Source organism: Micromonospora sp. NBC_01412, from assembly GCF_045040215.1.
GTDB lineage: Bacteria > Actinomycetota > Actinomycetes > Mycobacteriales > Micromonosporaceae > Micromonospora > Micromonospora rubida.
Genome location: NZ_CP109528.1, coordinates 1,389,725 through 1,408,186, shown reverse-complemented (window position 1 = coordinate 1,408,186; position 18,462 = coordinate 1,389,725). Strand labels below are relative to the sequence as shown.

Annotated in this window: 19 protein-coding genes and 2 pseudogenes; 14 read left to right on the top strand and 7 right to left on the bottom strand. The window is 72.5% G+C overall.

Annotation, left to right across the window (positions count from 1 at the left end):
• The first annotated feature begins 37 nt into the window (after positions 1–37).
• The 7 genes from OG617_RS06110 to OG617_RS06080 all read left to right on the top strand — a co-directional run bounded on the left by OG617_RS06110 (position 38) and on the right by OG617_RS06080 (position 8,495).
• Positions 38–1,087: an extracellular solute-binding protein gene (locus OG617_RS06110; RefSeq protein ID WP_405099456.1), complete on the top strand. Its 1,050-nt coding sequence runs from the start codon at positions 38–40 to the stop codon at positions 1,085–1,087.
• Positions 1,088–1,256: 169 nt separating this feature from the next.
• Complete coding sequence (locus OG617_RS06105; RefSeq protein ID WP_405099454.1) at positions 1,257–2,330, top strand: ABC transporter ATP-binding protein; 1,074 nt, start codon at positions 1,257–1,259, stop codon at positions 2,328–2,330.
• Positions 2,327–4,120, top strand: a complete 1,794-nt coding sequence (locus tag OG617_RS06100; RefSeq protein WP_405099452.1) for an ABC transporter permease — start codon at positions 2,327–2,329, stop codon at positions 4,118–4,120. The genes OG617_RS06105 and OG617_RS06100 overlap by 4 nt, the downstream gene beginning before the upstream one ends.
• Complete coding sequence (locus OG617_RS06095; protein ID WP_405099450.1) at positions 4,117–5,055, top strand: creatininase family protein; 939 nt, start codon at positions 4,117–4,119, stop codon at positions 5,053–5,055. The genes OG617_RS06100 and OG617_RS06095 overlap by 4 nt, the downstream gene beginning before the upstream one ends.
• Positions 5,052–6,005: an amidohydrolase family protein gene (locus OG617_RS06090; RefSeq protein ID WP_405099448.1), complete on the top strand. Its 954-nt coding sequence runs from the start codon at positions 5,052–5,054 to the stop codon at positions 6,003–6,005. Before OG617_RS06095 ends, OG617_RS06090 begins: the two co-directional genes overlap by 4 nt.
• Before the next feature lie 65 nt (positions 6,006–6,070).
• Positions 6,071–7,528: an argininosuccinate lyase gene (locus OG617_RS06085; protein WP_405099446.1), complete on the top strand. Its 1,458-nt coding sequence runs from the start codon at positions 6,071–6,073 to the stop codon at positions 7,526–7,528.
• 37 nt (positions 7,529–7,565) lie between these two features.
• Positions 7,566–8,495: an ROK family protein gene (locus tag OG617_RS06080; RefSeq protein ID WP_405099444.1), complete on the top strand. Its 930-nt coding sequence runs from the start codon at positions 7,566–7,568 to the stop codon at positions 8,493–8,495.
• Positions 8,496–8,588: 93 nt separating this feature from the next.
• On the opposite strand, the gene OG617_RS06075 is transcribed toward OG617_RS06080, so the two are convergent.
• Positions 8,589–9,230 carry a lipoprotein gene (locus OG617_RS06075; protein WP_405099442.1) on the bottom strand — a complete coding sequence of 214 codons (642 nt, stop codon included), beginning with the start codon at positions 9,228–9,230 and terminating at the stop codon, positions 8,589–8,591.
• Positions 9,231–9,311: 81 nt separating this feature from the next.
• Positions 9,312–10,028 carry a class I SAM-dependent methyltransferase gene (locus tag OG617_RS06070; protein WP_405099440.1) on the bottom strand — a complete coding sequence of 239 codons (717 nt, stop codon included), beginning with the start codon at positions 10,026–10,028 and terminating at the stop codon, positions 9,312–9,314.
• A 150-nt stretch (positions 10,029–10,178) separates the two neighbouring features.
• Here OG617_RS06070 and OG617_RS06065 point away from each other — a divergent pair, with 150 nt between their 5' ends.
• The 7 genes and pseudogenes from OG617_RS06065 to OG617_RS06035 form a co-directional block, all read left to right on the top strand.
• Entirely contained in the window at positions 10,179–10,403 is a 225-nt protein-coding gene (locus OG617_RS06065) for a Scr1 family TA system antitoxin-like transcriptional regulator (protein WP_405099438.1), read from the top strand.
• A 14-nt stretch (positions 10,404–10,417) separates the two neighbouring features.
• Positions 10,418–10,621, top strand: a complete 204-nt coding sequence (locus OG617_RS06060) for a DUF397 domain-containing protein (protein ID WP_405099436.1) — start codon at positions 10,418–10,420, stop codon at positions 10,619–10,621.
• 162 nt (positions 10,622–10,783) lie between these two features.
• Complete coding sequence (locus OG617_RS06055; protein WP_405099434.1) at positions 10,784–11,224, top strand: VOC family protein; 441 nt, start codon at positions 10,784–10,786, stop codon at positions 11,222–11,224.
• A gap of 132 nt (positions 11,225–11,356) precedes the next feature.
• Positions 11,357–11,575 (top strand): hypothetical protein, encoded by a 219-nt coding sequence (locus OG617_RS06050; protein WP_405099432.1) that lies wholly within the window; start codon positions 11,357–11,359, stop codon positions 11,573–11,575.
• Positions 11,576–11,950: 375 nt separating this feature from the next.
• Positions 11,951–12,502, top strand: coding sequence for a phosphotransferase (locus OG617_RS06045; protein ID WP_405099430.1), 552 nt, complete (start codon positions 11,951–11,953; stop codon positions 12,500–12,502).
• Positions 12,503–12,559: 57 nt separating this feature from the next.
• Positions 12,560–14,004, top strand: a protein-coding gene (locus OG617_RS06040; RefSeq protein WP_405099428.1) for an IS3 family transposase whose coding sequence is annotated in 2 segments (ribosomal slippage) — positions 12,560–12,929 and positions 12,929–14,004 — 1,446 coding nt in all. Because the reading frame shifts where the segments join, the coding sequence is not laid out codon by codon here.
• A gap of 44 nt (positions 14,005–14,048) precedes the next feature.
• A pseudogene (locus OG617_RS06035) lies at positions 14,049–14,393 on the top strand (phosphotransferase); the annotation flags it as partial.
• Between the two features lie 113 nt (positions 14,394–14,506).
• On the opposite strand, the pseudogene OG617_RS06030 reads toward OG617_RS06035, so the two are convergent.
• The 5 genes and pseudogenes from OG617_RS06030 to OG617_RS06010 form a co-directional block, all read right to left on the bottom strand.
• Positions 14,507–14,691, bottom strand: a pseudogene (locus OG617_RS06030) (carboxyl transferase domain-containing protein); the annotation flags it as partial.
• Between the two features lie 92 nt (positions 14,692–14,783).
• Positions 14,784–16,010 carry a beta-ketoacyl-ACP synthase II gene (gene fabF / locus OG617_RS06025; RefSeq protein WP_405099426.1) on the bottom strand — a complete coding sequence of 409 codons (1,227 nt, stop codon included), beginning with the start codon at positions 16,008–16,010 and terminating at the stop codon, positions 14,784–14,786.
• 2 nt (positions 16,011–16,012) lie between these two features.
• Entirely contained in the window at positions 16,013–16,252 is a 240-nt protein-coding gene (locus OG617_RS06020; protein ID WP_117673394.1) for an acyl carrier protein, read from the bottom strand.
• Between the two features lie 84 nt (positions 16,253–16,336).
• Positions 16,337–17,281 (bottom strand): beta-ketoacyl-ACP synthase III, encoded by a 945-nt coding sequence (locus tag OG617_RS06015; RefSeq protein WP_396681649.1) that lies wholly within the window; start codon positions 17,279–17,281, stop codon positions 16,337–16,339.
• Positions 17,281–18,450, bottom strand: coding sequence for an acyltransferase domain-containing protein (locus OG617_RS06010; RefSeq protein ID WP_405099423.1), 1,170 nt, complete (start codon positions 18,448–18,450; stop codon positions 17,281–17,283). Before OG617_RS06010 ends, OG617_RS06015 begins: the two co-directional genes overlap by 1 nt.
• Between the last annotated feature and the right edge of the window lie 12 nt (positions 18,451–18,462).

Genomic DNA, 18,462 nt, shown 5'->3' with positions numbered 1-18,462 from the left:
CCCACGAGTTTCCCCTTATTCCCCTCGGAGGTACCCCATGAGACGTCGTCTTCTCCTCGCCGGTGCGCTCGCCACCGTCATCGTCGCCGGCACCGCCTGCGGCGGCGGCGGTGACGACGACGCGTCCGGCGGCTCGAGCGCCGAGAAGCTCACCATCTACACGGCCCGCGACAAGAAGGTCTCGACCTTCGTGGTGGACCAGTTCACCGCGAAGTACCCCGAGTACAAGGGCAAGGTCGAGATCCTCAACCTGGGCGCGCAGGAGATCCTGGAGCGGGTCCGGGCGGAGAAGGCCAACCCGCAGGCCGACGTCTGGTGGGGCGGCACCCAGCAGGGGCTCTCCGCCGGCGCGTCCGAGGACCTGCTGACCGGCTGGCAGCCGGCGTTCGCCGGCAAGATGGACGCCAAGTACAAGGACGCCGAGGGCCGCTGGTTCGGGGAGATCCTGCTGCCCGAGGTCATCATGTACAACAACAAGGCGCTCACCCCGGAGCAGGCCCCGAAGGACTGGGACGACCTGCTGAAGCCGGAGTGGAAGGACAAGATCATCATTCGGGACGTGGCCGCGTCCGGCACCATGCGGTCGATCTACTCGGCGATGATCACGCGGCAGTCCCCGGACGGCAGCAACCCGCAGCCCGGCTACGACTGGCTGAAGAAGCTCGACGCCAACACCGGCTCGTACGCGGCCAACCCGGCCGACCTGTACCTCAAGCTCTCCCGCCAGCAGGGCACGCTCAGCGCCTGGAACCTCCAGGACGTCCTGCTCCAGGCCAACCAGTCGAACATGCCGTTCGGCTTCGTGATGCCGGCCTCCGGGGCCCCGGTGCTGGTCGACGGCATCGCCGCGGTCAAGGGCGGCAACACCACCGGCGCGCAGAAGTTCATGGAGTTCCTCTTCGACGACAAGCTCCGCGCCGACCTGGCCAAGGACTACTTCCAGATCCCGGCCGTGGACATCGCCGAGAAGCCGGAGTGGCTGGCCCAGCTCAACCTCAAGCCGCTGGACGTCGACTGGGACGTGATCGGCAAGAACGAGACCGAGTGGATCAACCACTGGAACAGCCAGATCAAGAACAAGGGCTGACCAGCGCGGGCGCCGGGGGCGGGAACCTTCCCGCCCCCGGCGCCGCCCGCTAGCGGGGCACCCGGACGGGAGCCCTTTCCCACCAGAGGCGTCAAGTGCCCGTCCCCCGGTCTCCCGCCACCCGTCACCCGACCGGCCCCGATCCGGTACCGCAGAAGGAGAAGACATCATGATCGATGTCACGCTGGAGTCGGTGAGCAAGCGCTTCGCGCGCGGCGGCGACACCGCAGCCGTGGACGACGTCGACATCACCATCGCCGCCGGGGAGTTCTTCACCCTGCTCGGCCCGAGCGGCTGCGGCAAGACCACCACCCTGCGCATGGTGGCCGGGTTCTACTTCCCCACCTCGGGCCGGATCCGGTTCGGCACGGAGGACGTCACCCGGCGCCCGCCGAACAAGCGCGACACCGGCATGGTGTTCCAGAACTACGCGCTCTTCCCGCACATGAGCGTCGCGCAGAACGTCGCGTACGGGCTGAAGATTCGCAAGGTCAACCGGGCCGAGTCGAGGCGGCGGGTCGAGGAGGCGCTCGGCCAGGTGCACCTCGCCGGGTACGGCGAGCGGCGCATCGACGAGCTTTCCGGCGGCCAGCAGCAGCGGGTGGCGCTGGCCCGCGCCCTGGTCATCCGGCCGAAGACCCTGCTGCTGGACGAGCCGCTGTCCAACCTCGACGCCAAGCTGCGCGAGGAGACCCGGACGGAGATCCGCCGGATCCAGAAGGAAGCCGGCACCACCGGCATCTACGTCACCCACGACCAGGCCGAGGCGATGGCCATGTCGGACCGGATCGCGGTCATGCAGTCCGGCCGGGTGCAGCAGATCGGCGCCCCGCAGGAGATCTACCACCGCCCGGCCACCAGCTTCGTGGCCCGGTTCATCGGCCGCAGCAACGTACTCACCCTGCCGGTGCTCGCCGCCACGGCGGAGACCCTCACGGTGGGGCTGCCCGGCGGCAGGGAGATCGTCGTCCCCGCGCCGACCGACCACGGCCTGAGCCAGGGGGAGACCGCCCTGGTGTCCGTGCGGCCCGAGCACATCGGCCTCACCTCGACCACCGACCCGGGGGCGCTGCCCGGCCGGGTCGTCGACCTGGAGTTCACCGGCATGGCCACCAACCTGGTCGTCGACACCGCCGGTGAACAGGTGCAGGTGGCCGCCGTCGAGGTGCCGGCCGGGATCGCCGTCGGCGACCAGGTCGGGCTGCGGCTCAACCGCGAGCGGATGTGGGTGGTGCGCCCGTGAGCACCATCCCCGCTACCCCCACCCCGGCCACCGTCGCGCCGGTGACGAAGGACCCGACGCCGCCCCCGGGCCCGCGCCGCCGGCTCACCGCCCGGTTCGCCGGTGGCACCGGCTCCCGCTGGTTCCCGTACGTGCTGGTGTTCCCGCTCGTGCTGGTCCTGTTCGGGTACGTGGTGCAGCCGATGTTCGCCACCTTCGCCGAGAGCGTCGGCGTGGACGGGGTGGAGAACTACGGCAGCTTCCTCACCAGCGACGGGGTGGCCCGGTCCTCCCTGGTCACCTCGCTGATCATCTCCGCGGCCAGCGTGCTGCTCTGCGGGGTCGTCGGCGTGGCGATGGCGTTCCTGCTCAAGCGCTTCTCGTTCCCCGGGCGCAAGCTGATCGAGGCGATCATCCTGGTGCCGGCGGCCCTGCCGCCGCTGATCGGGGCGATCTCCTTCCAGCTCCTCTACAGCGAGACCGGCATCCTGCCGCGCGGCCTCCAGCAGCTCTTCGGCGCGGAGAACCCGGTGCTGCCGTTCAGCGGCATCGCCGGGGTGCTGGTGGTGCACACGTTCACCATGTACCCGTACTTCTACCTGTCCGCCTCGGCGGCGCTCGGCGGGATGGACCCGTCGGTGGAGGAGGCGGCGTACAACCTGGGGGCCGGCCGGGTCCGGGTCTGGCGCACGGTGCTGCTGCCGATGCTCACCCCGGCGCTGGTCTCCGCGTCGCTGCTGGTGTTCATGACCTCGCTGGCGTCGTACACCGCCCCGCTGCTGTTCGGGGTGGACCAGACGATGACCATGCAGATCTACATCAACCGCACCAACGGCGACCTGCCGATGGCCTCCACGTACGCCTCCGTGCTCGGCGTGGTCTCGGTGCTGTTCCTGCTCGGCATGCGCTGGTACGAGGGGCGGCGCAGCTACCGCTCCCAGTCCAAGGGCGTCGCCGCGCACCGGCGCGAGATCACCAACCCGTTGGGCAAGTGGCTCGCCCTGGCCGCGTCGTTGCTGGCCACGGCCGTGCTGCTGGCCCCGGTGGCGACCATCGCCCTGGTGGCGTTCTCCGCGGACGGCTCGTGGACCACCGAGGTGATCCCGGCGCAGTACACCATGCAGAACTTCGTCACGATCTTCTCCGAGCCCCGGGCGTTCCAGCCGATCCTGAACTCGCTCAAGATGAGCCTGATCGCGACCGTCGCCTGCGTCGTGGTCGGCGTGCTCATCGCGTACGCGGTGCGCCGGCTGAACTTCCGCGGCCGGGGGCTGCTGGACGTGGCCGTCATGCTGGCCTGGGCGCTGCCCGGCACGGTGGTGGCGATCAACCTGATCTCGGCGTTCAGCACCGGCAACGCGTTCAGCTTCGGCCAGGTGCTGATCGGCACCTTCTGGATCATGCCGCTGGCGTACTTCGTGCGGTTCCTGCCGCTGGTGTTCCGGTCCAGCTCGGCCGCCCTGGCGCAGCTCGACCCGTCGCTGGAGGAGGCCGCCCGCAACCTCGGCGCGTCCTGGTGGCGGGCGTTCGGCACGGTCACCCTGCGGCTGATGCTGCCGGGCGTGCTGGCCGGCGCGCTGCTCGCCTTCGTGCACGGCGTCGGCGAGTTCGTCGCCTCGGTGCTCATCTACACCTCGGAGACCGCACCGATCTCGGTGGAGATCAACAACCGGATGTACTCGTTCGAGGTCGGCACCGCCGCCGCGTACGGCATGCTCCAGGTGGTCCTGATCTTCGTGGTGATGGTGGTCTCCGGCCGGCTCGAGGGCGGCGGGCGATCGACCCGGGAGGCGGCGAAGTGGACGGCGTGACGCGGAGCAACCCCGACGGCGACCACATCGCCGCCTGGCTCGCCGGCGGCGGCCTGGTGCCCGTGTCCCGGGTTCCCGGCGGGGAACTCGCGGCCGTCGCCGAGGCGGCGGACTTCGCGGTGCTGCCGGTCGGCGCGGTCGAGTGGCACGGCCCGCACCTGCCGCTGGGCACCGACCTGATCCTCGCCGAGGGCTTCGCCGCCGAGAGCGCGACCAGCTCCGGCGCGTTCTCGGCCGGGGACGGCGCGGCCTCGTCCGGTGGCGGGACCCCGGACGAGGCCGCGACCCCGGCCGGTGGCCGGCCGGCGGTGGGCCCGCGCGGGGTGCTCTTCCCCGCCGTGCCGTACGCCGCCTGCCCCGGCCAGACCCGGCCCTGGCCCGGCACCGTGGCGATCCGGCCCGAGATCGCGGTCGGCTACCTGGCCGACGTGATCGAGGGCATCGTCGCGGCCGGCTTCCCCCGGCTGCTCATCGTCAACGGGCACGACGCCAACATGTCCACCGTCCGGGCCGCGATGGAGTGGGTCTCCGGGCGGCGGACCGCCAGCCTGCTGCTGGTCAACTGGTTCCAGCTCGTCACCCCCGCCGAGACCGTCGAGCTGTACGGCCCGCTGGTCTCGCGCGGGCACGGCGGGGCGTACGAGACCTCCGGGGTGCTCGGGTTCGACCCCGGCGCGGTCCGGCTCGGCGCGGTCGACGACCTGCCGCCGAAGCCGAAGCTGCCGGTGACCCACCCGTACGTGTTGGTGGAGTCCCGGCCCGACCCGTGGCAGGGCTGGTCCGGGCACATCTCGCTGGCCGACGAGCCCGCCGGCCGGCGGGTGCGGGAGCTGGCCGGGACGCGGCTGCGCGAGGTCGTCGCCGCCTGGGTGGCCGCCCCGCCGCCCGCCCCGCCCACCGCCAACCCGCTGCCTGCCTCCGAGGGGGGATTATGACCGTCGACCGGGGACTCGACATCGTCGACTTCCACCTGCACTTCCGCATCGGCGCGGACCAGACCATCCAGGCGTGTGAGCACGCCGCCGGGATGCACCCCGGCGGGGAGCACGAGCGGGCCGTCCGGGCCGCCGGCTCCGCCCCGTACTCCCGGCAGTGGCGGCAGGCGTGGGCCTTCCCCGACCCGGAGCCCCCGGCCGAGCGCTGGCAGGACGAGGCGGACCGGTGGGCCGAGGAGCTGCGCCGGGTGAACGTCCGCCGGGCCGTCTTCGTCACCGGCGGGGGCAACGACACCGTCGCCGACGTCGTCGACCGGCACCCGGACCTGCTGCTCGGCCTCGCCCACCATGACCCGTACGGCCCCGACGCGGCCGGCGAGCTGGACCGCGCGGTGACCGAGCGCGGCCTGCGCGGGCTGAAACTGTTCGCCCCGCTGCTGCGCGGGCCCCTCGACCACGCCGACCTGGACCCGCTCTGGTCCACCGCCCAGCGGCTCGGCGTGCCGGTGCTGATCCACATCGGGCACTACGGCAGCGCCGGCGGCCTGTCCCACGGCCGGTACGGCGGCCCGGACGAGCTGGCCCGGATGGCCCGCCGCTTCCCCGAGCTGGCCGTGGTGGTGCCGCACTTCGGCGTCCAGCACGTGCAGGACCTGCTCTTCGCCGCCTGGGGCTGCCCGAACATCCACGTCGACACGTCCGGGTCGAACCAGTGGGTGCGCTGGATGCCGTACAAGCTCACGCTGGAGGAGCTGTTCCGGCGCTGCTACGAGACCATCGGCCCGCACCGGATCGTGTACGGCAGCGACTCGTCGTGGTTCCCGCGCGGGTACGTCACCCGCTACCTCGACGACCAGCTCCGGATCTGCCGGGAACTGGGCCTGCCCGACGAGCACCTCCGCGCGATCTTCGCCGGCAACGCCGAGCGCCTGCTCGGCGTGCACGAGTAGACCGGCTGACGTCCGGGCGCGGCGAACAGCGCCGCACCCGGCCTGGAAGGAAGCAGAGACTCCTGATGAGCACACCCGCGCTGACCACCTACCAGCGGCACCACCTGCGGCCGACATACGACCACCACGTCGGGTACCTCTACCCGGCGATGGTGCGGGCCAGCCAGGCGCACGTGGTCATGCTGACCGAGCAGGGGCTGATCCCCGCCGCGCGGGGCGCCCGGCTGCTGCGCGGGCTGGCGGAGCTGCGCGCCGACACCGGCCCCGCGCCCGCCTTCGACGGCAGCTTCGAGGACACGTACTACCTCATGGAGAAGCGGATCGCCGAGGCGTGCGGCATCCCCACGTCCGAGCTGGACGTGCAGATGGCGCGCAGCCGCAACGACCTCGACGCCGGGGTGTTCCGGATCCTGCTGCGTGACCAGCTCCTCGGGGTGCTCGACCGGGTGCTCGCCGCCGGGGCCACCGCCCTGGACTCCGCCGACCGGTACGCCGACGTGGTCATCACCGGCTACACCCACCGCCGGCCGGCCCAGCCGACCACCATCGGCCACGCCCTCGCCGGGTACGCCGAGGCCCTGGCCGGCGAGGCCGTCGCGTACGCCGACCTGATCGACCAGATCAACACCTCGCCGCTTGGCTCCTGCGCGTTCGCCGGCACCGACCTGGACATCGCCCCGGCCCGGGTGGCGGAGCTGCTCGGCTTCGGCGGCCTGGTCACCAACTCGTACGAGGCGGTGGCCGGTGCCGACCACCTGATCCGGGTCGGCACCCTCAACGCCCAGGCCCTGGCCACCGGGGCCCGGCTGGCGCGCACCCTGATGGACTGGCTGACCTGGCGCTGGGTGACCACCCCGGGGGACTTCACCCAGGGCAGCAGCATCATGCCGCAGAAGCGCAACCCGGTGGTGCTGGAGCACCTGGTCTCGATGGCCGGGGCCACCGCAGCCGACGCCGCCAGCGTGCTCAACAACGTGGGCGCGGCCTGGTGGGAGGACTCCAACAACGCCACCACCGACGTGCAGGTGCGGCTGTGGGACAGCAACGACCGCACCGACCGGTTCTTCGCCCTGCTCGGCGGCTTCCTCGCCGAGATCGAGCCGCTGGAGCCGCCGTCGCGGGAGGAGATCGTCGCCTCCGGGGCCACCACCACGGCCGCCGCGGACGCGCTGACCCGGCACGGGGTGCCGTTCCGGGCCGCCCACTCGGTGGTCGGCCGGCTGGTCCGGGGCGGCGCCCCGGACACCTGGACCCCCGAGGGCGTCCGGGCGGCGGCCGAGGGCATCACCGACCGGCTCGACGACGACGCGATCGGCGACCTGATCGCCGCCGCCGTCCGCCCCGAGCTGGTGCTCGACCGGGCCCAGGTCGACGGCCCCGGCGCGTACGCCGTCCGGGCTCAGGTGACCGTGCTGCGCGGCACCTTCGACACCGTCGCCGGCCGGCTGGCCGCCGTGCGGGACAGGCTGGCCAGGGCCGACGAGGCGCTGGACGCCGTGGCCGCCGAGCGAGCGGCCCGATGAGCGCGGGCATCCCGGACACGACCGACGGGACTGAGCTGTGAGCGTGCGGCTGGCCGGCCGGGTCGCCCAGCCCGCGCCGGTGGCCGGTGACGCGCCCGCGCTGCTCGGCATCGACTTCGGCGGCACCAAGATGGCGGTCGGGGTGGCCGACGGCGAGGGCCGGCTGCTGGCCTGCGAGCGCGTGCCCACGTACGCCGAACAGGGTGCCCAGCAGGCCCTGGACCGCGCGCTGGACCTGGCCGCGAAGCTGGTGGGGGAGGTCGGCGGCCCGATCGCGGCGGCCGGGATCGCCTCGCCCGGGGTGGTCCGGCCCGACGGCATCGACCTGGCCCCGAACGTGCCCGGCTGGGACCGGCTCCGGCTGGCCGACGCGGTCCGCGACCGGTTCGGCGTGCCGGCGGTGGCGGTCGACAACGACCTGAACGCCGCAGCCCTTGCCGAGTTGCGCTTCGGCGCGCTCCGCGACGCCGACCCCGGCCTGGTCGTCGGCCTCGGCACCGGGGTCGCGGCGGCGCTCACCGTGCGCGGGTCGGTGCTGGCCGGGCACCACGGCGCGGCCGGCGAGATCGGGTACGCCGTGGCGGGCGGCCCGTGGCCCGGCACCATGCTGGAGTTGGACTTCTCCGGCCGGGCGCTGGACCGGCTCGCCGACGAACTCGGGGTTCCGGGGACGGCCGCCGGGCTGGCCGCCGCCGCCGAGCGGCCCGGCCCGGCCCGGGACGCGCTGACCGCCCGGGTCGACGAGCTGGCCCGCCACCTGGTCACCTGCTGCCTGCTGCTCGACCCGCAGCGGGTGGTGCTGGTGGGCGGGGTGGCCGGCAGCGAGCTGATCCGTGGCCTGCTGGTCGAGCGGCTGGCCGCCGTGCTGCCGTACCGGCCCGACGTGGTGCTCTCCGGGTTCGCCGACGACGCCGCGCTGCTCGGCGCGGTCGTCCTGGCCCGCGAGGCGGTCCCGGCCCCCCGCTGACCCGCTTGCGGGGCGCTACTCTCCGGGTGCAGTTGTTGTTGCCAGGGCTGCTGCCAGGGTCGCGACAACTGCACCCGGAACCGGCGGGTCCGCTCAGCCGGTCGGCCGCAGGGTGCTCGTCGCGAGCTGGTACGCCGGGAACATCGCCTCGAACTCGCCGGTGTCCATCCCGCCGAGGGTCAGCAGCACGGCCCCGCCGGAGGAGGTGTTCGCGCCCAACGCCCGGTGCCGGTTCGGGCCCCCGCTCAGCCCGTCCTGCTGGAGGTAGGTGGCCTCCACCAGGTCCAGCGGGCCGCGCCGCACCCGCCGGTACTCGATCTCGCTGATCCGGCCGTACTCGGCCAGGAACTCCTCCAGTGAGGCCCGCGCGCCGAGGGGGGCCGCGTCGACCGCCCAGACCCGCAGGAACCCCACGTTGTCGGCCGGCTTCGCGTCGACCTCGCAGCGCAGCCGCGACCCGCCCAGCGTCACCCCGGCCGCGTCGCCCACCGGCTCGGCGACCCACCGGGCCGGCAGCGAGAACGTGATCGGCAGCTCGCAGGGGGTGCCCTTCGCCCCGACGGTGACCCCCGCCTCGGCCGGGGCCACGTCGTCGTACCAGGGCGGGCCGGACACTAAGGGCGACAGCGCGGGGCCGGCCCGGGCCGCCGACGACCGCGTCCCGTCCTCGGCGCAGCCCGTCGCCGTCGCGATGGTGAGCACGGCCAGTACGGCCGCCCCGATACGTCGAAACACCGTTTTACTTCCCCCGTGGTCGTCCGCGCCGCCCGGTCCACCCCGGACAGCGGGTGGATGTTAGCGGGTCGGCCGTCGGGGTCAGTCGGCCGTCGGGCGGTGGGCGCGCAGCATCAGCGACACCCCGGGCAGGGAGCGCACCGGCAGGTACCGTTCGGCGGTGACGATGGTCCGCAGGCCCAGGTTGACCACCGGGTTCAGGTCGTCCAGGTCGCTGCCGGTGGACTTCCGCCGCCGCCAGGCCGCCACCGGGCGGAGCAGCACGTTCCAGCTCCACAGCTCGTCGACCACCAGGCCCGCCTTCTCCACCACGGCGCGCAGCGACGCCCGGTCGTACCGCCGGACGTGACCGACCGCCACGTCGTGCGCCGACCAGAGCGCCATGTCGGCCGGTACGGCGATCAGGGCGACGCCGCCGGGGCGCAGGGTGCGGCGGATCTCGGCGGCTGCGAGGTGGTCCTCGTCGAAGTGTTCCAGGATGTCGAACGCGGTCACCAGGCCCAGGCTCGCCGAGGGCAGCGGCAGATGCCGGGCGTCGGCCCGGATCACGTCGAGCCCGCGCTCGCGGGCCACCCCGGCGCCCTCCACGCTGTACTCCAGGGCCACCGGACGCCAGCCGTGCGCCCGCAGCACCCGGGTGTTGCCGCCGCCGGCCGCGCCGACGTCCAACGCCCGCCCGGGGGAGTGGCCTGTGGCGGCGAGCCGGCGCAGCGCCCGGGCCAGCAGGGCCCGCCGCTCCCGGTACCACCAGTGGGTGTCCTCCAGGGCGGCGAGCTTGCGAATCTCGGTCGCTTCCACGGCGTGCTCCTCGCAGGGTCTCGGCGGATCCCACCCTAGCGGCCCGCCCCGCCCGCCCCGTCCGCCCCGCCCGGGTGTGCGGAAACGCCCGGTGTCGGGCGGCGGGCCTGCCCGGAGTGGGTCGGCGTTGCCCCGGTCCTGCGGACCCGGGTGCTGGTGCACGTCGTGCCGTACGGCGCGGGCCCCTATATCGGCCAGTCCGGCGCGTTCACCCTCGCCGAGGCGGCCGGCGGCGACCACCTGGCCTTCCTGGAGGACCAGCTGGAGGGGCGGGTGGTCGCCGACCCGAAGCAGGTTTCCGCGCTGGAGCAGGCGTGGGAAGCTGTGCGTGCGGTCGCCCTGCCGCGCGACCAGTCCAGAGACCTGATCCTGTAGCAGGTGAACGAGCTGTGAGCACCGCCCACCCCCGCTGGCGCACCGCCACCCGCAGCAACACCAACGGTGGCAACTGCGTCGAGGTCGCCGACAACCTGCCCGGCGTCGTGCTGGTCCGCGACTCCAAGGCCCGCGACGCCGGCACCCTCGCTTTCGCCCTCTCTTCCTGGCGGGCCTTCGTCACCGACCTCCGCGTCCCCGCCCGGCAGGCGGCCTGACCGACGGGGCGCCTGATCCGACAGGGCGCCTGATCCGGCAGGCGGCGGATTCAGGCCGCCTGCCGGGTCTCCTCGGAGCTGTCCGTTGACGGGTGTGACCAGGCGTTCCAGGTGTGCCGTGGCCGCCCGCGGGTACCCGACGGGCTCCCGAGGGAGGCGGCAGTGACGAACGAGGCCCCGGACTACTTCCAGCCGGAACACGGCATGGTGCTCACCCACCTGTTGATCGTGCGCGACGTGGAACGCTCGCGTGAGTTCTACCGGACGGTGCTCGGCGCGACGGTGGTACGGGAGCGCCAGCCCGCCATCCTCCGGCTGCACAACAGCTACCTCGTGATCAACGACGAGGGCGGCCCGACCGACGACAAGCCGACCGTCGTCGCTCAGGCGCCGACGGACCCGAACGTGCTCCACAGCGCGCTCAACGTCCGGGTGACGGACGTGCACGCCGTCTACGAGCTGTGGCGCTCGCGCGGCGGGCAGTTCCTCACCGAGCCGAAGGACCACGGCGTGGAGATCCGGTGCTACCTGCGCGACCCCGACGGCTATCTCATCGAGCTCGGCCAGGGCACCGGAATCCTCGCCGAAAAAGCTCCCGACTAGCCGCCCACGCCGCCCCGCGACAGATCTTGGAGGATTTCGGCCCCTGGAGGGGCCGTTTCCTTCCAAGATCTGTCCGGTGTCCGGGCGAAATCGGGGTGCGGGGGGTGTGGGCGGGGTGGGAGTGTGCCGGGCATGGGAGAAGCACAGGGTTTCGTGTACGCCCAGCGGGCGGACGGGTCGGTGGTGATCACGCACCACGGGAGGGTGGCCGGCACGCTGCGAGGCGGCCGGGCGGCGGAGTTCCTCGCCGAGGTCGACGGCGACCCGCAACTGGTGATGGCCCGGTGGACCGGCAACTACCGGCGGGGTAACGAACGCGCCGCGCGGCAGCACCCCCGCAACCGCGCCTGACCCGCAACCGAGCCGAGGCCCAGCCTGACCCCCGAGCCGGGTCGTACTTGAGAAGATCAGGTTCAGCCCTGCCGGGAAGTCGGAGGGGATGCGGGCCCTTTGATGAGAATTGAACAGAGTTCGGCGCTGGACCACGCTCGGGCGGCCCTTCAGGCGCTGGCGCAACGTCAACGCCCGCCAGTCCGGGGTACCGAGGTTGGCCGTTGGCACCGGCCGGACGTCGAGAAATCCGTATGAGTCAGACAGACCCGGGAGAAGCAAGCCAATGACCGGCACCGAAATGCCGCACAGGGTCCGTGGTTGAGGCGGTGGAAGCAGGGTTCCGTCCCGCTGCTCGGCTGTCGACTCCCGCTGGTGACCACATAGGCTCCGGATGTGACGGCGTCGAGGAAGCCGGCCGAGGCCGCGCTCGCTTGGGCGGCCGGCCTCATAGGCCATGGTGCGTCGGTCGTGGCGGCGAAGGGGCTGCGGGAAGGTGACAACCCCTGGTCCTTGCAGATCGAGCACGAGGGTCGGACGATCGAGGCGGTACTGAAGACTGCGCGGCCCGACGATTCCGGCGGCTTGGCCACCGAGATCGCCGCGCTGCGATTGGCCGACGAACGGCGCGTCCCGGCGCCGCGGATTCTGGGGTTTGATGCCACCGGCAGTTCTGCCGGGACACGGGCGGTGCTGGAGACCGTCGTGCGCGGGCGCAGCGCGATCCCGATCGAGCCCACCCCGGAACGGCTGCGTGTCATGGGCGCGGCGGCCGCAGCCCTGCACGCCATCACCGCCGAGCCGTCAACAGAGCTACCGACGCGCACCCGCCCGATCCCGGCCAGCGACTTCGCGGGAGAACGGCGGCTGGGAACCAACCACACCACATCGTTGTTGGCAGCCGCAGACGACCTGATTGCGAGGCCCCTGGGTGTCAGGGTTGGGTGAGACCAGCGGTTCAGAGCAAGTAAGAGCCCGCCCGGGGCGAGGATGGATTCTCCTTCGATGACGATTTCCAGGACTGGCCTGCCCGTCGGGCACGATGGGGTCATGACGACCGATGGACCTCGAGCGGAGCGGCCACGGCGGCGTTCGTTCGCTCCCGGGGAGAAGCTGCGGCTGCTCGCCGAGTATGAGCAGGCTGTCGCCGAGGGTGACGGCAATGGCTATCTCCGTCGTAACGGCTTGTACTCGTCGTTGATGAGTGAGTGGCGCCGGGCCCGTGACGCCGGCCTACTGGAGGGCAAGAAGCCCGGCCAGAGTGTTGGGCGCCCGAGTGGGGAGCAGGCCGAGATCGCCCGGTTGCGCCGTCAGTTGGAGTTGGCGAACCGGAAGATCGCCCGGACCGAGGCGGCGTTGGACATCATGGGAAAAGCACACGCGCTCTTGGCCGAGATCTCCGAGAGCGCGGACACCGACACCAGGCCGACCAAGCCCTGACCGACGCCCACACGGCGTTGCTGGCCGCGCAAACGTCGACGCGTGTGGCGGCCCGGCTGACCGGGATCGCCCGCAGCACCGCCCACCGACGCTCCCGCCCGCCGGTGATGTATGAACCCGCGCCACGGCCGACACCGGCGAACCGGCTGTCCGACACCGAACGCGCCCGGATCCTGGCCGTGCTCGACAGCGACCGGTTCGTCGACACCACCCCGACCGAGACGTTCGCGACGCTCCTCGACGAGGGTGTCTACCTGGCCTCGATCTCGACCCTCTACCGCATCCTGCGCGCCGACAACCAGGTCGTCGACCGCCGCCGCCAGGCCCGACACCCCACCCGGGCCCGCCCGGAGCTGACCGCCACCGCACCCGGCCAGGTGTTCACCTGGGACATCACCAAACTCCCCGGCCCGACCAAGGGCCTCTACTACGACGCCTACGTCATGATCGACATCTACTCCAGGTATGTCCTCGGACACCACGTCGCCGCCACCGAGAGCGCCGACATCGCCCACGACTTCATCACCGACGTCATCGCCACCCACGGCGTCCCACAGGTCGTGCACGCCGACCGCGGCACCTCCATGACCTCCAAACGCGTCGCGACGCTCCTGGCCGACCTGCACGTCACCCGCTCACACTCCCGACCCCGCGTCAGCAACGACAACCCGTTCTCCGAAGCCGCGTTCAAGACCGTGAAGTACCACCCCACGTTCCCGGAACGCTTCGGATCCCTGGCCGACGCCCGCGCGTTCTGCGACACGTTCTTCGGCTGGTACAACCACGAACACCACCACGCCGGCATCGGCCTACACACCCCCGCCGACGTCCATTACGGCCACACCGCGACCCAGCAGAAGCAACGCGCCCACGCCCTCGACACCGCCTGGACCACAAACCCCGAACGCTTCTCCCGCCGACCCCGACCCAAAGCGCTACACCTACCCGAGACCGTCTGGATCAACCCACCCGAACCGGCGGCTGACCAGCCGTTACTCCATGCGGCTTAACACCCACTGGTCCCACCGACCTTGACAAGTTCCGCGACCTTTGGCAGGGAAACATGATGTGGAACGGCGACAGGCTCTGCGGCCTGCTCGACTGGGACATGGCCGGCGTGGGCCATCACGGCATCGACCTGTGTTCGCTGCGCCTGGACGCGGTGCTGATGTTCGGTCAGCAAGCGGCCGAACCGGTCCTCGCCGGATGGGAGGAGGCCAGCGGAGAGCAGGCTGAGAACCTCGCCTACTGGGACGCCGTCGCGGCGCTCAACCAGCCGGGCGACCTCGCCGTGTTCACCCCCGTCATCCACGACCAAGCCAGGCACGACCTGACCGCCGCGATACTGAACGAACGCCGAGACACGTTCCTGCAGGCCGCGCTCGACCGGCTCCGCTGAACCAACGGCACCAGCCCATTTCTGGCGCCCCCGCACGTCTGCACACGGCGAGCAGTTTCGGCAGCAGCGCGGTGCCTTCCGTCACCACGGCACCGGTCATGTCCCACACGCCTCGCGTTCGGCCGGGCGAACTCGGCTGTCGCGCCGAGCGAGCGGGAGTTCATCGCGATGTACGCGCCGCCGTACGCCTTGCGGGTCTCACCAGGATCACCCGGGGCACCTCGGCCTCGGCGGACCCGTGCGGCAGCTTCGCCCCGCGCCGGGCCACGCCGTTCCACTCCTGGCCCGGGCCGGGCAGGACGACGCGGCCGGCATCGTGGCGGTCAGGTAGTGCCCGCCCTCGATGCCGGCCGCGTCGCCCGGACAGATCCGCCTTCAGAGCCTGAAGTCTCAGGGCCGGGTGAAGACGAGAGCCACGTTGTGCCCGCCGAAGCCGAACGCGTTGTTCAGCGCGGCGGGGACCTCCATGTGACGTGCCTTGTGGGCGACCACGTCCAGATCGATGCCGGCTTCCGGGTCGTCCAGGTTGATCGTCGGGGGGATGACACTGTCGCGGATGGCCAGGATGGTGGCGATCGACTCCAACGCGCCGGCCGCACCGAGCAGGTGGCCGGTCATCGACTTGGTGGCGGTGATCACCGGATGGTCGCCGAGCGCGGCGCGAAGCGCCCCGATCTCCAGCATGTCGCCGACCGGGGTCGAGGTGGCGTGCGCGTTGACATGCACGACGTCGGTCTTCGCGATGCCGGCGTCCTCGACCGCCTTCTTGATCGCCCGGATCGCGCCCTCGCCCTCCGCGTGCGGCTGCACGATGTCGTACGCGTCGGAGGTGATCCCGGCGCCGGCCAGCCGCGCGTACACCCGGGCGCCCCGGGCTGCGGCGTGCTCGGCCCGCTCCAGGACCAGCACGCCCGCGCCCTCGCCGAGCACGAAGCCGTCCCGGCCGGTGTCCCACGGTCGGGAGGCCCGCTCGGGCTCGTCGTTGCGGGTGGACATCGCCCGCATCGAGGCGAACCCGGCGATCGGCAGCGGGTGGATGACGGCCTCGGTGCCGCCGGCCACCACCACGTCGGCCCGGCCCGAGCGGATGATGTCCAGCCCGAGCGCGATCGCCTCCGCGCCGGTGGCGCAGGCGCTGGCCACCGTGTGTACGCCGGCCTTCGCGCCCAGCTCCAGCCCCACCCAGGCGGCGGGACCGTTGGGCATCAGCATCGGGATGGTGTGCGGGGAGACCCGCCGAGGGCCGGACGCCTCCAGGATGTCGTCCTGGGCGAGCAGGGTGGTGGCCCCGCCGATGCCGGAGCCGACGCTGACCGCCAGCCGCTCCGGGTCCAACCCGGAGTCGGCCAGGCCCGCGTCCGCCCAGGCCTGCCGCGCCGCGATGATGGCGATCGCCTCGGAGCGGTCGAGCCGGCGCAGCTTGACCCGGTCCAGCACCTCGGACGGGTCGACGGCGAGCTGCGCGGCGATCCGGACCGGCAACTGCGCGGCCCACTCCTGGGTGAGCGGACCCACCCCGGAGCGGCCGGCGAGCATGGCGTCCCAGGTCGACGCGACGTCCCCGCCCAGCGGAGTGGTCGCGCCGATTCCGGTGACGACGACGTCGGAGCGACTCATGATCAGGCCTGCGCCTCGATGAAGCTGACGGCGTCGCCTACGGTCTTCAGGTTCTGCACCTCGTTGTCGGGGATCTTGACGCCGAACTTCTCCTCGGCGGCGACCACGACCTCCACCATGGAGAGCGAGTCGACGTCGAGGTCGTCGGTGAAGGACTTGCCCTCGGCCACGTCGTCCGGGTTCACCCCGGCAACCTCTTCGAGGATCTCGGCGAGGCCGGCGGTGATCTCGTCACGGGTCATGGTTGGTGCGTTCCTCTCAATGGTTGGACTCGCCGCGCGACGCGTGCCGGGCGGCGTGCGAACGGCCCCGGGAGGGGCCGGACGTCAGGGGCAGCGGATGACCTGACCGGCGTAGGTCAGGCCTCCGCCGAAGCCGAAGAGCAGGACCGGGGCGCCGGAGGGCACCTCCCGCCGCTCGACGAGCTTGGACAGCGCCAGCGGCACGCTCGCCGCCGAGGTGTTGCCCGACTCGATGAGGTCCTTCGCGATGATCGCGTTGGGGATGCCGAGCCGCTTGGCGATGCCGTCGATGATCCGGGTGTTGGCCTGGTGCGGCACGAACGCGGCCAGCTCCGACGGGGCGACCCCGGCCCGCTCGCAGGCCTTTAGTGCCAGGGGGGCCAGCTCGGTGGTGGCCCAGCGGAACACCGTCTGCCCCTCCTGCTTGACGTACGGCCGCCAGCCCTCGATGCGTACCGCGTCGCCCTTGTCCGGGACCGAGCCCCAGACCACCGGGCCCACCCCGGCCGGCTCGCCCTCGGCCGTGGCGGTGACCACCGCGGCGCCGGCGCCGTCGGCGAAGATGATGCAGGTGGAGCGGTCGGTCCAGTCGGTGAAGTCGGACAGCTTCTCCGCCCCGATGACGATCGCGTTACGCGACGCCCCGGCCCGGATCGCGTGGTCGACGGTGCCCAGCGCGTAGGCGAAGCCCGAGCACGCGGTGTTGAGGTCGAACGCGCCCGGCGCGGTGATGCCGAGCTTCGCGGCGACCCGGCAGGCCACGTTCGGGCTGCGGTCGATCGAGGTGCAGGTCGCCACCACGACGAGGTCGATGTCGGCGGCGGTGAGCCCGGAGTTGGCCAGCGCCTTGTCGGCGGCGGCCGCCGCCATGTCGGCCACCGTCTCGTCGCCGGCGATCCGTCGGCTGGCGATGCCGACCCGGTCCCGGATCCACTCGTCGTTGGTCTCGACGAACTGGGCGAGGTCGTCGTTGGTGACGATCCGGGACGGCTGGTAGTGCCCCAGCGCGAGAATCCGGCTGCCAGTCATCAGTGTTGACCCCCGATTCGGGCGAGCGGTTGGCCCGGCGCGACCGGGTCGTTGTGGTGGGCGAGCCACTCGGTGAGCGGGCCGCTGTCGTGCGCGGTCACCTCGACCTGGCCCTGCCGGGTGGCGACGTGCCCGATCACCTGGCCGACCTTCAGGGCCTCGCCCTCGGCCAGCCCCTCGGCCGGCGCGAAGGTGCCCACCGAGGGGGACACGACGACCCGGAACCGCATGGCCGGCTCGTGGCTCGGGGCCATCCCGTGCCGGGCGATCAGGTCCCGCGCGGCGGGCAGGTCGTCCGGCGTGTTCAGGGTGACGATCTCGGGCACGCCCGACTCCTTGAGCTCCCGCTTGATCAGGCCGGCGAGGGTGCCGGCCGGCGGCAGCTCGATCACCCCGGTGACGCCGAGGTCGGCGAGGGTGCGCATGCACAGGTCCCAGCGCACCGGTGAGGTGACCTGGCGGACCAGCCGCTGCACCATCTCCCGGCCGTGGCTGACCGCAGCGCCGTCGAGGTCGGACAGCAGGATCCGGGCCGGGTCGGCCGGGGTGATCCCGGCGGCCACCGCACCCAGAGCGGCCTCCGCCGGGGCCATGTACGGGGTGTGGAACGCGCCGGCCACCTTCAGCCGGACCACCCGGGCCTTCGCGGGCGGCTCGGCGGCGAGCTTGTCGAGCGCGGAGAGCGAGCCGGCGGCGACGATCTGGCCGGCGCCGTTGCGGTTGGCCGGCTCCAGCCCGTGGCTGTCGAGGGCGGCGAGCACCTCCTCAGTGTTCCCGCCCAGCACCGCGACCATGCCTGTCGGCTCCAGCGCGCACGCCGCGGCCATCTCCCGGCCACGCACCCCGGCGAGGGTGATCGCGGTCTCGGCGGGGAAGACCCCGGCGAGCGCCGCCGCGCCCAGCTCGCCGACGCTGTGCCCGACCGTGAGTGCGACGTCGTGCATCGGCAGGTGCTCGGCCGCGAGCAGCGCCGCGGCGACCAGCAGCGGCTGGGTGCGGGCCGTGTCCTTGATCTCGTCGGCGTCGGCCGCCGTGCCGAGGCGGACCAGGTCGACGCCGGCCAGCGCCGACCACCACCGCAGCCGTGCCTCGGCGCCGGTCAGGTCGAGCCAGGGTGTCAGGAAGCCGGGTTTCTGGGAACCCTGTCCGGGTGAGAGTACGGCGAGCACGGATATGACTCT